Annotated in this window: 10 protein-coding genes and 1 pseudogene; 8 read left to right on the top strand and 3 right to left on the bottom strand. The window is 59.6% G+C overall.

Going from position 1 to position 16,164, the window contains the following annotated elements; translation table 11 throughout:
• The first annotated feature begins 209 nt into the window (after positions 1 to 209).
• From LMTR13_RS26905 to LMTR13_RS41975, 3 genes and pseudogenes are all read left to right on the top strand, one after another.
• The gene (locus LMTR13_RS26905; protein WP_156795820.1) at positions 210 to 2,306 is read left to right on the top strand and encodes a prolyl oligopeptidase family serine peptidase; all 2,097 of its coding nucleotides are present in this window, start codon (positions 210 to 212) and stop codon (positions 2,304 to 2,306) included.
• Positions 2,307 to 2,578: 272 nt separating this feature from the next.
• On the top strand, positions 2,579 to 4,543 hold the full coding sequence (locus tag LMTR13_RS26900) for a glycoside hydrolase family 127 protein (protein ID WP_065730412.1): 1,965 nt from the start codon (positions 2,579 to 2,581) through the stop codon (positions 4,541 to 4,543).
• Positions 4,544 to 5,499: 956 nt separating this feature from the next.
• Positions 5,500 to 6,023, top strand: a pseudogene (locus tag LMTR13_RS41975) (hypothetical protein); the annotation flags it as partial.
• A 194-nt stretch (positions 6,024 to 6,217) separates the two neighbouring features.
• On the opposite strand, the gene LMTR13_RS26890 reads toward LMTR13_RS41975, so the two are convergent.
• Entirely contained in the window at positions 6,218 to 7,762 is a 1,545-nt protein-coding gene (locus tag LMTR13_RS26890) for an acyl-CoA dehydrogenase family protein (protein WP_065730410.1), read from the bottom strand.
• A gap of 790 nt (positions 7,763 to 8,552) precedes the next feature.
• The gene (locus LMTR13_RS41295) at positions 8,553 to 8,696 is read right to left on the bottom strand and encodes a hypothetical protein (RefSeq protein ID WP_156795819.1); all 144 of its coding nucleotides are present in this window, start codon (positions 8,694 to 8,696) and stop codon (positions 8,553 to 8,555) included.
• A 903-nt stretch (positions 8,697 to 9,599) separates the two neighbouring features.
• Between LMTR13_RS41295 and LMTR13_RS26885 the strand changes: the two genes are divergently transcribed.
• From LMTR13_RS26885 to LMTR13_RS26865, 5 genes are all read left to right on the top strand, one after another.
• Positions 9,600 to 9,794 carry a 4Fe-4S binding protein gene (locus LMTR13_RS26885; RefSeq protein ID WP_065733000.1) on the top strand — a complete coding sequence of 65 codons (195 nt, stop codon included), beginning with the start codon at positions 9,600 to 9,602 and terminating at the stop codon, positions 9,792 to 9,794.
• A gap of 189 nt (positions 9,795 to 9,983) precedes the next feature.
• Entirely contained in the window at positions 9,984 to 11,480 is a 1,497-nt protein-coding gene (gene sufB, locus LMTR13_RS26880) for a Fe-S cluster assembly protein SufB (protein ID WP_065730409.1), read from the top strand.
• Positions 11,481 to 11,605: 125 nt separating this feature from the next.
• Complete coding sequence (gene sufC / locus LMTR13_RS26875) at positions 11,606 to 12,358, top strand: Fe-S cluster assembly ATPase SufC (RefSeq protein WP_065730408.1); 753 nt, start codon at positions 11,606 to 11,608, stop codon at positions 12,356 to 12,358.
• Between the two features lie 17 nt (positions 12,359 to 12,375).
• Positions 12,376 to 13,701 (top strand): Fe-S cluster assembly protein SufD, encoded by a 1,326-nt coding sequence (sufD, locus tag LMTR13_RS26870; RefSeq protein ID WP_065730407.1) that lies wholly within the window; start codon positions 12,376 to 12,378, stop codon positions 13,699 to 13,701.
• On the top strand, positions 13,698 to 14,945 hold the full coding sequence (locus tag LMTR13_RS26865; protein ID WP_065730406.1) for a cysteine desulfurase: 1,248 nt from the start codon (positions 13,698 to 13,700) through the stop codon (positions 14,943 to 14,945). Before sufD ends, LMTR13_RS26865 begins: the two co-directional genes overlap by 4 nt.
• 754 nt (positions 14,946 to 15,699) lie before the next feature.
• Here LMTR13_RS26865 and LMTR13_RS26855 read toward each other — a convergent pair.
• Complete coding sequence (locus tag LMTR13_RS26855) at positions 15,700 to 16,083, bottom strand: hypothetical protein (protein WP_236843152.1); 384 nt, start codon at positions 16,081 to 16,083, stop codon at positions 15,700 to 15,702.
• Positions 16,084 to 16,164: the final 81 nt, after the last annotated feature.

Below are 16,164 nucleotides of genomic sequence, written 5' to 3'. Positions count from 1 at the left end.
GAAAGGGGAGGATGTGCGTCATGGCCAGATGCGTCGGAGCGCCCGATCAACTACCAAATTCAGCAATTGATGGAACTGACGGACACATGGCAATCAGCATCAATGAACCCGCGCGGCGGCCAAATCAAGGTAGTACGGATGCAAGACATGAAAAGCTTTGATGCAATGCCATTTCGGGAGTGCGCGTCAAACCAGGGATGGAGTGAAGCGTGATCAAAGCAAGCGCGACGACAAAGTCGCTGGCTGGAAAGCCCACGCTTTCCGCTCCAGACGATGATCCCTATCTGTGGTTGGAACAGATCGAAGGCGCGCGGGCGCTGAAATTTGTCGAGCGGCAGAATGGCAAGACGCTGCAGGTGTTTGGCGGCGCGGCATTGGAGCGGGATCGCGATGCGCTGACCTCGATTTATGACCGACCGGATAATATCCCCTATGTCAGCCGGCGCGGCGGCTACCTTTACAATCTCTGGAAGGACGCCAACAATCCACGCGGCCTCTGGCGACGAACCACTCTGGAAGAATTTCGCATGCCGAAGCCGTCATGGGAAGTTCTGCTCGACATCGATCAGCTCGCTATCAGCGAAGGCCAAGACTGGCTTCTGAAAGCGACGGCCTCACTGCCCGGCGATCATAGACGGATGATTTTGAGCCTCTCGCGCGGCGGCAGCGATGCCGTCACCTTGCGTGAGTTCGATACTGACGCGAAGACATTTGTCAGCGATGGCTTCGTCTTGCCGGAAGCCAAGGGCGGGGTTGAGTGGCTCGATCCCGATACGCTGGTGCTGTCGAGCTCTCATGGGCAAGGCATGGCGACGACCTCCGGATATGCGCGTACGGTGAGGCTCTGGCGCCGCGGTACGCAGGCGGATCAAGCGCCAGTGATCTTTGAGATCGCAGCCGATCATGTCGGAGCCGGCTGCGATGTCGACCACACCGTTGCGCCGCCGCGGATGTGGTTCGTCGATGGGGTGGACACCTTCAATTTTGCCATCTGGCTCGGTGACGAATCCGGTGCCACGACTAAAATCAACCTGCCAAGCAACATCTGGATGCTCCCCCATCGCGATTGGCTTGCCATCAAGCCGCGCGAATCCTGGTCTGTGGCGGGGCGGACCTATGCCGCGGATACGGTGCTCATCATCTCGTTGGCGGCGTTCCTTGAAGGCAACCGTCAGTTCGGGGTTCTTTTCGAACCAGGCCCGCGCCGCGCGCTGCAGGGGTTCTTTTGGAGTGCCGGCAAGCTTGTGCTTTCGATTCTCAACGAACTGCGGCCGTTCTTCGAGATCTGCACACCATCCGAGAAGGGGTGGAGCCGCGCGCAGCTGCGCCAGCTTCCCGACATCGGGGTCGTCGACCTCTGGCCCCTTGATTGCGATCCATCTAAAGGCAATGGCGACCTGCTCGTCGGGAGCCAGGATCCGCTCACGCCAGCTTCGCTTATGCTGATCGAGAATAACGTCGCCAGTCCGACCGTGCTCAAGCAGGCGCCGAAGACCTTTACCGCGGATGGGCTGGTGGTCACCCAACACGAGGCCATTTCGATTGATGGCGAGCGCATCCCCTATGTACAGACCGGTCCGGCCGACGAGACGGGCGATGCACCCGTCCATATGAGCGGCTACGGCGGCTTTGGGATCTCAATGAGGCCGTACTACAATTCAGCGCTTGGCAAGCTTTGGCTCGAGCGCGGCGGCACCACGGTGCTGGCGAACTTACGCGGCGGCGGCGAGTTCGGTACGCGATGGCACGATGCCGGCCGGCTCGGCCGTAAGAAATTGTCGCACGACGACTTCGCTGCCGTTGCCGCCGATCTCGTGCGTCGCGGCGTGACGGAGCCGAAGCGGATCGCGGCCCAGGGCGGATCGAACGGCGGCATCCTCATCACCAATATGCTGACGCGCTATCCGGAACGCTTCGGCGCGCTGTTCTGCACGATCCCGCTGATCGACATGCGCCGCTACACCAAGCTTCTGGCAGGAGCAAGCTGGATTGCAGAATATGGGGACCCTGATAAGCTCGACGAGTGGGAGTGGCTCAAGACCTATTCCGCGTATCATACCGCCAAGTGCGGCCAAAAATACCCGCCGATCCTGATCGCCACTACGCGGCGGGACGATCGTGTTCATCCCGGACACGCGCGCAAGATGGCCGCGAAGCTCCAGGCGATGGGCTACGAGGCCTATTTCTACGAGCCGGCGGCGGGCGGCCATGGTTACGGCCGGGACCACAGGGAGTGCGCCGGCTACGAGGTGCTGGGCTTTCGATTCCTAAAGAGCAAGATCGGCTGGCTGGACGGCGAGGCTTAGGCGGGCCCGGCTCTTGTGATCCCACAAACTCCCGCGTGATTGTTGCACGACATTTTCAGCGGTAGGAGATTGGAAAGAAGCTCGGTTTTGACCAGTCAGCCCTATGCCGTCCAGCGGCATAGGGGCAGCCTTTCCATTTCTAACGCTTCAACGTTCGCGTGGAGAATACGATTGCGCAGCCGCCAATTTCGAGGCCGCAACCTCAACAACGATCATGGCGAGCTGGCTTGCCTGAGCTAGGCGCCGTTCGCCCCACACGAAGGAGAAACGAGATGAGTCAGCGGGATGTGGCCGAAGTCAATCTTCACGACCTACAGGTCTCGGATTCGCTGATTGGGAAATGCCAGCACTTGGTGAGGGAAGTGGCGATTCCCTATCAATGGGACGCGCTGAACGACCGCAATCCCGAAGCGACACCGAGCCACGCGGTAGAAAACTTCCGTATTGCCGCCGGACGTGCGAAGGGGGAGTTCTACGGCACGGTTTTTCAGGACAGTGATGTCGCAAAATGGCTAGAGGCGGTTGCTTGGTCGCTGTGCCAGACACCCAATCCGGACCTGGAGAAAGCCGCCGATGAGCTGATTGAATTGATTGCGGCCGCCCAATGCGGCGACGGCTATCTCAACACCTATTTCATGCTAAAGGCGCCTCAGGAGCGCTGGAGCAACCTAGCCGAATGCCATGAGCTTTACTGTGCCGGCCACTTGATTGAAGCGGGTATCGCTTTCCTTCTGGCTACTGGCAAACGACGCCTGCTGGAGGTCGTTTGCAAGCTTGCTGACCACCTCGGCAGAGTTTTCGGCCCGGAGCGCGATCAGTTGCACGGCTATGACGGCCATCCAGAAATTGAACTTGCATTGACGCGCCTCTACGAAGTGACGCAGGAGCAGCGATATCTGACGCTAGCCAATTATTTCGTGGAGCAACGCGGCACAGAGCCGCACTTCTATGACATAGAACACGAGAAACGCCGGCAATCCTGCCACGTCAAATCATCTGGCGTGCCCTGGACGGTGAAAAATAAAGCCTATAGCCAGGCGCACCTGCCAATTTCGGAACAGCGGACCGCAACCGGTCATGCGGTTCGGTTTGTATACCTCATGACTGCGGTCGCTCATCTCGCGCGTCTTCGTCAGAACGAGCAGCAACGCCAGGCTTGCCTGCGGCTATGGCAAAACATGGTGCAGCGTCAGATCTATGTCACCGGCGGTATCGGCTCGCAAAGCTTCGGCGAAGCGTTCAGCAGCGATTACGATCTGCCGAACGATACTGCGTACGCGGAAAGTTGCGCGTCGATTGGCCTGATGATGTTCGCGCGCCGTATGCTGGAGATGGAAGGGGACAGTCGCTATGCCGACGTGATGGAGCGCGCGCTCTACAATACGGTCCTGGGCAGTATCGCTTTCGATGGGCGTCACTATTTCTATGTTAACCCGCTCGAAGTTCATCCCAAAACGCTGCGGTCCAATGGCATCTACAGTCATGTCAGGCCGGTGCGGCAACGCTGGTTTGGCTGCGCCTGCTGTCCGCCGAACATCGCACGCATTTTCACATCAATTGGTCATTACATCTATACGCCATGCTCCGACGCGCTCTATATCAATCTCTATATTGGCAATAGCGTGGCGGTATCGGTTGGCGGGCATACGCTGCGGTTGCTCATGAGCGGCAAGTATCCTTGGAGGGACGAGGTGGAAATCGCTGTGGAATCCGCACAGCCAATCGCTCACACGCTCGCCCTGCGCCTGCCGGAATGGTGCAGCGCGCCGGAAACGACCCTGAACGGCGAACCTGTCAATTGCGAGTCGCGCAAGGGCTATTTGCACATTCACCGCACGTGGCGGCAGGGAGATCGGATCAAACTATCGCTGCCGATGGAAGTACGCCGCGTATACGGTCATCCGCAACTTCGCAATTTGGCGGGCAAGGTGGCTATCCAGCGTGGCCCTTTGGTTTACTGTCTGGAAGAAGCCGACAACGGGACCGAGTTACACAACGTTTGGCTTCCTGCAGAAAGCCGGTTTTCGCTTATCGAAGGCACTGGTCTCCTTAGCGACAAGATTTTGCTACAGGCTGATGGGGCCCGGTTGCAACACACGCATTCTGAAGAAAGGGCGCTTTATCAGTACGACAAAGCGCCCGGACGGCTACAACCGCAGCCGCTGACATTCATTCCGTGGTTCAGCTGGGCTAACCGCGGCGAAGGCGAAATGCGGATTTGGATTAATGAGCGTTGACGCGAACGCCTGAGTGGCGCGTCAAGGTGCGATCAAGTTTGGCCGTGATGGTGCCGTATCATCTCGGGCGCATCGGAGCTGACCCTTGCTTTCTTGACGGGCGGACCATCTTGCCGTGCGTCAGCCGTGTTCGGATTATCTGCGCTGGCTGTCCGATAGTCAGCTAGATTGCCGCCCAGAAACAAGACCTCGGTCTCCTCAGTCGGTATTCCCCTCACCCAAACTCGCAATTCCTCATCTCCAGGAGCATGCCCGCGCTCTAAAATAGCGTTGATTTTTTTGGTCGGCCAAGCGGTGACACTGCCATGCTCGGTCTCGTCCCTTGAAGGCGCAGTCGTGAGGGGTCCTCGCACAACGACACAAAAGCACTCTCTGTAACGCCCTGGGTGTGCAATGCAGCGAGGCGCGCCATATCAATTTCGTCCTCTCTTTGGTCGTCCGAGCAGATAGCGGCCTTAGAAACATGCGGGCTAGCGTGAGCACGCAGATCCGCTAAGGAACGCACATGCGCGATGGCACTCACCTCCTTCTGTAGGAGGGGCTCGCAATCGAAGTCCTCGTTCTGAAAACGGTGTAGCGGCAGATACGATGATGCCAACACGTCCTCGAGAATGCGGTCGCCATCGATACTGCCCGCGGAAGATCCGGTTGTTCTTGGCCACTGTGCTGTTCGCTGCTCAGCCAGCCTGATCTCGTTCCTGAGCGCCTCAACGTTCGCTCCGGCCAGTGAGTTGAGGCTCTGAAGTCAATTCGGAGCCTGTGCCGCTCAAAACGTAACTAAACGACGAACGTTTGAACTACTTTCGACCGAGAGCATCTCGTGACCGGGAGTGGCTTGTATGTGGCCCCTCCGGCAAAGCTCAGATGGAGCAGAATCGAATCGCCGCAAAATATGGCGGCGAACGTGCGTTGTTCCTTCTTGCTTTCCACGAGTTTGATTAATCTTCCGATCCGCGGTCGTCTTCACGCGCTGCCGCCCATATCGCAAGAACGACCAGGCCTTTGTCGATCAGAAGAACGGCGCGGTGGTCCGACGAATGGTTGGCTGCCGTCGATTCGAGGGGCTCGAAGCGGCTGCTCTGCTGGCTCGGCTTTGCTGTTCGGCCCGCTTGTTCGTGAACTTTTTCCAGCCGTCGTTTGATACGAAAGGAGCGCGACGGAGCGCGTGTCCACAATGCGAAGCTGAAGCGAGCGCGACGACGCCCCGATCCGCTCGTCAAAGCCACGCCACAGCTGCGCACATGGTTCGAGGCCGAGCCGTGGCGGACCAGCAGCGAACTTCTGTCCAAGCGTCAGGCAAAAAATCCCGGGGGTCTACCCACGCAAAGTACTCCGACCCCCTCAACGTCGTCTCAAATTGTGGCGCAACGAGCAAGCAAGCGCACTGGTGTTTGGCTCCGGGGGAAGACGCGGAACAAAGCGACGTGATCGTCACATCAATGGAAAGTCCCCCCTGCTCGACGGAGGATCGGTGGTCTAAGCTAGACCGGTGATCGCGCGTGCTCAAGGCTGGCGCGATGCGCCACCGCCTTCGGCGGCTGGCGGCCTTCCATGCGCGATCGCCGGTCTGTTGGCTTGGCAAGCGTTCGGTCGAGGACCGAGCGCGAAATCGGCGCGCTCGCAATACCGGCAGTTGTGAGACCCGCCTCCTAGCTCCCCTTGTTAGCTAGCATCTCAGACATACTGCACCAATTTGAGGTAATCGTCTGTGAGGACAGGGGAGCGGATGGAAGAAGCTGCGTCTTGAAGGAAGCAATTCAGAGTCCGACTAGCAGGAATGCGGCCTTCGAAAGATAGCCGTGCCGGCGCGCGAGTACGGAGAGTTGCTAATTCGGAACTGACTAGGTCAGCCGCGGCTCCGGCACAATCTGAGGCGGAGAAGCAACCAGCAGACATGACAGCTTGTGCCAGTCCTAATGTGGTGAGCCAACCCGCATAGATTAGCACGGCACCGTCTGTCTCATTGAGCCCAGAGAGTTCCTCAATTGCAGCAGCGTGGACCGGCGCCGCACCAAGAGACAGAAAAAGGTCGGCTATTTCGTCACGCGTGGCTCTTGAGAGAAGGCAGCGGCCGAGATGTGATAGGAGCGTCTCAGTCGGACCTTCGAAGATGCGGAGAATGCGAGCGTCTCGATAGATTTTAGCTACAGGCGTTCCCTCATCGTAGCCACGGCCACCTAACAGTTGGACGCATTGATCAGCGACGAGGCCGCACCACTCCGACGACAAAACCTTCGTTGCCGACGCAAGGTGGACGTTGGGCGCGCCCTGCGCTGAGACAAGTCGGCAGGATGCCCCCAGCATTGCCTTCACTACTTCCCGCCGGAGTACCATCTGCTCAAATAACTGCTCGATATAGCTGTTCTCAATCATGCGCAGCTTACCTAGTCGACGATGGCTTGCATATGAGGCTGCAACCTGGATAGCGCGCTCAAGGGCTCCAAGACCCATAGCAGCCACACCGATACGCCCGCGGTTCATACTAGATGCTGCTGCTCCCCAGCCGTCTTGATCGCGAGAGAGCACGTAAGCACTCGGCACTTCGACATCCTGGAACTCTAGAGTATTTTGAATAATGCCACGTAGACCGAGTGTGCGATGCTCGTGCGTGACCTTTAGGCCCGGAGCCTGCCTATCAACTAGTACACCAACGATCCGACCTTTCGCATCGGGACCAGAAGCTCGCGCAAAGCAAACGATCCAACGAGCCCAGTCAGCGAGGCCGATCCAAATTTTGCGGCCAGAGATGCGAACTCTATCTTCGTGCATGAAAGCCGAAGCCTCTATATGCCGCGGGGCAGAGCCAGCGCCAGGCTCCGTCAAAGCAAAAGCGCAAAGGTCGCCGCGTGTTGCACCCCACATGACATGCCTTTGTTCAGGGATGTGCGGTGCCGCTTCGATGCAGGGCAAGGCCAGGAAGTTATGGATGACGAGGGTAGAGGCAGCCGAGACATCGAAGGATGCAGTGGCGGAGATGAGGTCGATGGCCTCTTGCAAGGGAAGAGCTAATCCGCCGTGCTCTGCTGGTGTAGTGAGCCCGAACAGTCCATGCCTTGCTAATATGCTATGTAGGGCCGGAGGGAATGCTCGACGGTCATCCGCGTCTGCGAAATTCAACTGACTCAGGTCATCGATCAAACTGGAATATAGGGTAGGTGCACCACCATCAGCTGTGCGTTCCTGCGCATCCCCAAACAGGGAGTCGACTTGACTGTTCATAGCCCCTCGAATTGTCTGGACAATATAAGGGCATAATGATTGCGCCCGCGCTTCGTGCCAATCATCCCGGTGGCTAGCTCGAGTACACATTGGTATACGTAGATACCATCGTATTACAAGCAGGTTGCCCCTCATCGGGATTTATCGCGAGCGCTGCGCGGGCTCACATCAAGATGCATCTTGTCTATATGACCTCTCCGAGTAGAACTCTCGTTGTAGTCAGTGAGCTCCATTCTCCTCAAGAATCACTCAGAGTCATTGAGTGGTGATTCGTCCCAAAGAGAGCCTAGGGAGAGGTCCGTCATGCGCCCCATGGCCAGCAGAGTGAGACGAGGCTCGCTTGTGAGGCGTTCACCAAAACGCAAGCACCTTCGCTTTTGGAGGCGCTTCGCGGCTAGGGAGCAAAACAGATGAGGCACCAGAAGACTCTCGGGAACATCGCTAAATGCGGTAATACGGAGCTCAGGACACCAATTCGGCAGAATCGTGCAGGAAAGGCAGATAAGAGCGATGTTTTTCTGCGATCGCGACGCATTCGGTGTTGGGCTCCGACAAGACGGATGCGCTCGGCGCTTCCAAAGATACGCGCGCGGCGTTCATCGGTGTTCCAATTCGCTATGATGCAACGGTTGCGGGCAGATCGGGTGCTGGACGACCGCTCGCCATTCCGGCCGTCGGCCACCCTCTAGCGAGTAACCAATCTGGTCGGTCAAACCGTGAAGCTGCATTGCCTGGTCGCGCGCGTCCGCGAGCAAATTGGGCGCAGTGCTCCTGGCTGCAGAAGAGACTATCAGAGTTGAAGCCCACCCGCGACTGCAAGAAGATCCATTTCAAAGGCATCATCGGCAAACAGTCCCCGCGGCCTCTTGAGAATATCGCGGGCGTTGCCAAGTGCAGCAGGATCGTACTGTTGCGGACGTTCTGCGACCAGCAAGGAGTTGGTCGCCACGCGTGCACGAGCTGTCGCCGCGCGGCGAGGGACCCTTTATCAAGAAGAATTGCGCCGGGCTGCCTCGGTGCTTGATCGGAATTGTCCGCCCATGAGAAGAGGCTTTCACCTGAGCGCTGAACTCGCGCAAGGAATTATTCGAACGGGCTGACACGGCAATGCTGTTTCTCCCATGAGATCGGTGAGATCTCGCCACCCTTCCAGAAGCCGCCCCCCGCGCGAAAGGCGCGTTGACGTCCCGCTGCTCGCGGGGCGAGTTCTTGAAGAATTTCAAGGAGAACGGTCGTGATGATTGAGCTTCGATACCAATGCGATTGACGAGCTGATGAATTGCGGTTTTCCCGGCAATGTGCGCAAGCTCGAGAATTGGTGCAGCGGGGCGCGACGCTGGCCCAGGAATCTGTGATATCAGGACCGACTTTGCCAGCTCCTCACGGCCAGTGCCTGTCGGCGATGCTGTGGAGACGCGGATCGGACGAGCCAGTACTGCGGCAGCTGCTGATCGTGCCGCTGTCGCCGAAGCGCCGGCGCCGCTGCCGGCGGATCTGGTCACCGCATCCGATATCGAATCCGCAAGTTGCGGCCGAACCGGGATGAGACCGTCGAGCATTTAGAATCGGCGCGAAAATGACTGACCGCTACCCAATTACCGAGGCCATGGAGAGGTCGGGCTGAGTGCACGCGGAGGCGGCTCGCCTACCTCGGGTAAACCCCCGGAAGTACGGCATCCAGATCAAGCGGCTGTGAGCCGAGTGTCGCAATCGCGACACGCTGTATGGCCCAGGACACGCGCAAGGTGAAAATAGCCGAGATAAATCAGCTCGGCGTTTGGCACGAGCCTTGAAGGAAGAAGCCGTCCCGCATCGCCTGCCCAAGGAATCGGAGTTTATGGCCTACAAGATAATCGCCTCCCAGTGCACCGTCTGCGGCGCATGTGAGTTCGAATGCCCGAACGCAGCAATCAGCCTCAAGAACGACATATATGTAATCGACCCGAAGAAGTGCACCGAATGCGAGGGGCAGTGCGACACGCCGCAATGCGCCGTTATCTGCCCGGTGCCCGGCACGTGCGTGCAAGCATAAGGAGCGACCGATGAGCGGGTCCGCTGCGCGCAGCAAGATTGAAACACTATCGGCGACGTTTCTGATTGGCGGCCTCGCTGGCCCCGAGCTGCGTGTGACTTGCGCGATCCCCTATGCGGTCAAGGGGGCGCGCCGCAGCCGTCGTCGGACATGGTCGGAGTCGTCCTTGCGCGAGCGGCGGAGCGGGCAATGGTAGCCGTAAAAAACACGGTCGACCGGGTGCGCTGGATCGACGTCGACCAATATCGATATGGTTTTGAGACGCTGATCGAGTCCGACAAGGCCCCCAAGGGTCTCTCGGAAGACACCGTCCGCTTCATTTCCGCGAAGAAGAACGAGCCGGCCTGGATGCTGGAATGGCGTCTGGAGGCCTATCGCCGCTGGCTGACCATGACCGAGCCGACCTGGGCGCGCGTCAACTATCCCAAGATCGACTACCAGGACATCTATTACTACGCGGCGCCGAAGCCGAAGAAGACGCTGTCGTCGATCGACGAAATCGATCCCGAAATCCTCAAGACCTACGAGAAGCTCGGCATTCCCTTGCGCGAAGTCGCCATTCTCGAAGGCGTCGAGCCCCCGCCCGGCGGCGAGCCGTCGGCTAACCGCAAGATCGCGGTCGACGCGGTGTTCGATTCGGTTTCGGTGGCGACCACCTTTCAGAAGGAGCTGAAGGCTGCTGGCGTGATCTTCATGCCGATCTCGGAGGCGATCCGCGAACACCCCGAGTTGGTGAAGAAGTATCTCGGCACGGTCGTGCCGACCTCGGACAATTATTTCGCGACGCTGAACTCGGCGGTGTTCTCGGACGGCTCGTTCGTCTACGTGCCGCCGGGCGTACGCTGTCCGATGGAGCTGTCGACCTACTTCCGCATCAACGAGCGCAACACCGGCCAGTTCGAGCGCACGCTGATCATCGCCGACAAGGGCTCCTACGTCAGCTATCTCGAAGGGTGCACCGCACCGCAGCGCGACGAGAACCAGTTGCATGCGGCGGTCGTTGAACTCGTCGCGCTCGACGACGCCGAGATCAAATATTCGACGGTACAGAACTGGTATCCTGGCAATTCCGAAGGCTTGGGCGGCATCTACAATTTCGTCACCAAGCGTGGCGACTGCCGCGGCAACCATTCGAAGATTTCCTGGACCCAGGTCGAAACCGGATCGGCGATCACCTGGAAGTATCCGAGCTGCATCCTGCGCGGCGACAATTCTCGCGGCGAGTTCTATTCGATCGCGATCTCGAACGGTCACCAGCAGGTCGACTCTGGCACCAAGATGCTCCATCTCGGCAAGAACACGTCGAGCCGGATCATTTCCAAGGGCATCGCGGCTGGCAAATCGCAAAATACCTATCGCGGCCTCGTCACCGCCCATCGCAAGGCGACCGGCGCACGCAATTATACGGCCTGCGACTCGCTTCTGATCGGCGACAAATGCGGGGCGCATACCGTGCCTTACGTCGAGGCGAAGAACTCGTCTGCGACCTTCGAGCACGAAGCGACGACGTCAAAGATCTCCGAGGACGTGCTGTTCTATTGCACCCAGCGCGGGCTCTCGCAGGAGGAAGCGGTTGGCCTCGTCGTCAACGGTTTCGTGAAGGACGTGCTGCAGCAACTGCCGATGGAGTTCGCAGTTGAGGCGCAGAAGCTGATCTCGATCTCGCTCGAAGGATCGGTGGGATAGCGACCTCATCCTGAGGAGGCCGCGTAGCGGCCGTCTCGAAGGATGAGCGGAAAGATTGTGGCCACGTCCTTCGAGACGCGCCTGGCGGCGCTCCTCTGGACGAGCGGTGAAAACGGAAAAAAGACATGTCATTGCTTGAAGTGAAAGACCTGAAGGTCCGCGTCGAGGATAACGAAATTCTCCACGGGCTGACGCTGACCGTGAACCCGGGCGAAGTCCACGCGATCATGGGACCGAACGGCTCCGGCAAATCCACGCTGTCGCACGTCATCGCCGGCAAGCCGGGTTACGAAGTCACGGATGGACAAATTCTGTTCCGCGGTGAAGACCTCCTGGAGATGGAGCCCGACGAGCGCGCCGCCAAGGGCGTGTTCCTGGCGTTCCAGTATCCGGTTGAAATCCCTGGTGTCACCACCTGGAATTTCCTGCACACGGCATTGAATGCCCAGCGCAAAGCTCGCGGCCAAAGCCAGCTTACCTCTCCAGAGTTTCTCAAGAAGGTCCGCGAGGTCGCAAAGTCGCTCAACATCCCGCAGGACATGCTCAAGCGCGGCGTCAACGTCGGCTTCTCCGGCGGAGAGAAGAAGCGCAACGAGATCCTGCAGATGGCGCTGTTCGAGCCGGCCGTCTGCATCCTCGATGAAATGGATTCCGGCCTCGACATCGACGCGCTGAGGATCGCTGCCGATGGCGTCAACGCGCTGCGTTCGCCCGATCGCGCCATGGTCGTCATCACCCACTACCAGCGGCTGCTCAACTACATCGTGCCTGATTTCGTGCACGTGATGTCGAAGGGCAGCGTCGTGAAGAGCGGCGGCAAGGATCTGGCGCTGGAGCTCGAGGCTTCCGGCTACACCCAGTTCGAAGACGCAGCCTGACTGCGGACGGATTTGTGATGAATGTTGTTCTGGCAAAAAACGAGACCGGGCGCGCGCTGAGCGAGAGCTTTGCGGTGGCGCGCGATCGGCTGCCGGGCGGCGGCAAGGTCGCCGAGGCGCGGAATACCGCCTTCGAGGCCTATGAGCGCGTCGGCCTGCCGCACCGACGGCTCGAGGAATGGAAATACACCGATCTGCGTGCGCTGATGCGCGAGGTGCTGCCGCTGGCGGCCGCACCGGATGCGGCCGCGCTGAAGCAGGCTGCTGCAGCCGTGAAGCTGCAGGCGATCAAGGGCGCCCGCCGGCTGGTGCTGGTGGATGGCGTGTTCGCGCCGAAGCTCTCTGAATTGGAGGGGCTGGAGAAGGGCCTTACTGTCCGCACTTTGCGCGACGTGCTGGAAACCGGCGACGCCGCGCTGCAGACGCAGTTGTTCACGCCCGACAATGCCAATCCGATGGTCGCGCTCAACAGTGCGATGATGACCGATGGCGTGGTGATCGAGATCGCCAACGGCGTCGTGCTGAAGCAGCCGCTGCAGGTCATTCATGTCGCGAGCGGCGCCACGCCGGCTGCAATGTTCACCCGTTCGCTGCTGCGTCTTGGCAAGGACACCGGCGCGACGCTGGTCGAGAGCTACATCGCGGCCGAGGGTGCGAAGGCCTATCAGGCGCATGACTCCCTGATCGTCGCAATCGGCGATAATTCCCGGCTCGACCATGTTCGACTGGTCGAGGATGGCCGCGACGCGTTCAACATCTCCTCCGCCGTCATCACGCTGGGCGCCCACGCGCATTTCAACACCTTTGGCATGACCTCCGGCGCCGCCGTCAGCCGCTATCAGGCGACCATCGCCTTTGCCGGCGAGGGCTCGAGGGTCGAGACTAACGGCGTCAATCTGCTCAACGAACGCCAGCACGCCGACACCACGTTGTTCATGGATCACGCGGTGCCGCATTGCGCCAGCCGCGAAGTGTTCCGCGCCGTCGTCGACGGCCGTGGCCATTCGGTGTTCCAGGGCCGCATCATCGTGCGTCCCGATGCCCAGAAGACCGACGCCAAGATGATGACGCGGGCACTGCTGTTGTCCGACGACGCCGAGGCTGACAACAAGCCGGAGCTCGAGATTTTCGCCGACGACGTCACCTGCGGCCATGGCGCCACGACCGGCGCACTCGACGAGAGCCTGCTGTTCTACCTGCGTGCCCGCGGCCTCTCCGAGAAGGAGGCCCAGGCGCTGCTGATCCAGGCCTTTGTTGGTGAGGCCATCGAATCCATCGTCAACGACGATCTGCGCGAGCTCGCAATCGCCGCCGCGCAGCGTTGGCTGGAGGCACGGGCATGACCCAGCATCCGGCGGTCAAGAATGGCGCCTATGACGTGGCCCGCGTGCGGGAGGATTTCCCCGCGCTGGCGATGAAGGTCTATGGCAAGCCGCTGGTCTATCTCGATAATGCCGCGTCCGCGCAGAAGCCGACCGCCGTGCTTGATCGCATGACGGAAGCCTACAGAAGCGAATACGCCAACGTACATCGCGGCCTGCATTATCTTGCCAATGCCGCGACGGAGGCTTATGAGGGCGGCCGCGCGAAGGTGGCGCAGTTCGTCAACGCGCGTCGCACCGAGGAGATCATCTTCACTCGTAGCGCCACCGAGGCGATAAATCTGGTCGCCCAGACCTTCGGCCGCGAGCGCATCACACCGGGTGATGAGATCGTTCTCTCGATCATGGAGCACCACGCCAACATCGTGCCCTGGCATTTTCTGAGGGAACGCTATGGCGTTGTCATCAAATGGGCGCCAGTGGACGGGGAGGGCAATTTCCTCCTCGAGGAGTTCGAGCGGCTTCTGACCGAGCGCACCAAAATGGTTGCGATCACGCAGATGTCCAACGTGCTCGGCACCGTCTTGCCGGTGAAGGAGATCGTGAGGATCGCGCATGCACGTGGCGTCGCGGTGTTGGTCGACGGCTCGCAAGCCTGCGTCCATATGGATGTTGATGTCCGCGATATTGATTGCGATTTTTACGTGATGACGGGCCACAAACTGTATGGGCCGACCGGCATCGGCGTGCTTTATGGTAAATATGCGCATCTGGCGTCGATGCCGCCGTTCAACGGTGGCGGCGAGATGATCCGCGAGGTCTCGCGTGGCGGCGTCACCTATGGTGATCCGCCTTACCGGTTCGAGGCTGGCACGCCTCCGATCGTCGAGGCGATCGGTCTGGGCGCGGCCGTGGACTATATCAATTCAATAGGAAAGGCACAGATCCACAAGCACGAGAGCGCACTGCTGGCTTACGCGCAGGAGAAGCTGCGGGGCATCAACTCCCTACGTATTATCGGAACGGCGGCCGAGAAGGGCGCGATCATCTCCTTCGAAATGAAGGTCGCGCATGCACACGATTTTGCCACCGTGATCGATCGTGCAGGCGTGGCGGTGCGCGCCGGGACCCATTGCGCGATGCCGCTGCACGAGCGTTTTGGGGTGCCAGCGACGTGCCGCGCTTCGTTCGCTCTCTACAACACGCATGAAGAGATCGATGCGCTGGCGGGCGCGCTTATTAAGGCGCAGGAGCTGTTCTCATGAGCGAAGGAGCCGGCCCCAGACCATGAGGCGCGTCGTGTATACGCGAGTTGCCGCAGCAATGAGCTAAGCCTTGTATCGCAGGACTTCCGCGCAGGCGAGTGGGTCCGCTCCTTGACGCTGATTGAGAACGGCGCATGTATCCGCGCACATGGATGTTGGCGAGCCGCTGGTCTTTGCGGGCGACATGGGAATCGTGCGGCAGAGCCGGCGTTTTCTTCGTGATCTCTGCTACACCCGTTGGGTTCATAGCGCGGGCCGTCTTCGTTATCATTCGCGCTCACGAGATGATTCGTCTCGGCGAGAGGGCGGATCTCTCGGCTGTTTCGAGGTACTGGGCCTAGAGCATGATCCCGAAAAGTGGGAACAGGTTTTCCGAAAGATCCTGCTCAAACAAAGAGATGAGATCATGATGCGAATTCTATCTAGTCGCATTATGATCGAGACGCCTGCCCGGCGTGCCGCCTGAATTGACCTGTATGCCACCGACCGAACCGTTCCGAAGGCGCACCGCCGTTCAGCGTGAGGCTGCTTGATGCACGGTTCGAGCCGTCCACCTCGAGGGCACCCGCACGTGTGATCTCACGGCAACGATGGCGCGAGAGGGACAAAGATCTGGGACAGATGCTGCAACGCTGTGCAGCAGGGGGCTCGCCCTCAAAGTTGATCTGAGCACGGGAGCGCCCCAATCGGGCGCGGTGGCCTGCCGATCCTCAGTCGCCATCTGCCTGTCGCGCAAATCTAAGAGCCGGCCGGCCTATACGTCCCCGTAGGCCGCCTCAAGATTCTTCGGCCCGCGGCCATAGCCTGCGGTCATGAACAGCGCGCCGATGATCGCGAGGTTCTTCAAGGCATCGACCAGCACCTGGGCGTTGCCGGGCGCCGGCTGATTCCAAAGTCGTAGATAAGTCGAGATCCCGACATAGAAGACCAAAAGAAAGACAAAGAAGCGCGCACCAAAGTTCAACGCGATCATCAGCCTCGCGATGAGTTCGAGCGCGCCGACCACAACCGACAGAAATTGCGGCGTCGGCATTCCGGTCGCGCTCTCAAGCGGCGCGGTGTAGGGCGCGAACGCCTCGGGGATTAAAAAGTTTGTCGCGATGAGATCAGCGGTCTGCTGTATGCCGAACAGCTTCATCGCCCCCGTGTAAATGAACAGCACGGCGAACAGAACTCGCCAAGGTAACGAACGCTGGCATGGTCGACCTCACTGCAGTGC

It is taken from the genome of Bradyrhizobium icense, assembly GCF_001693385.1.
GTDB lineage: Bacteria > Pseudomonadota > Alphaproteobacteria > Rhizobiales > Xanthobacteraceae > Bradyrhizobium > Bradyrhizobium icense.
The sequence above is the reverse complement of the archived record's forward strand: the minus strand, read 5'-3'. Positions and strand labels throughout refer to the sequence as shown.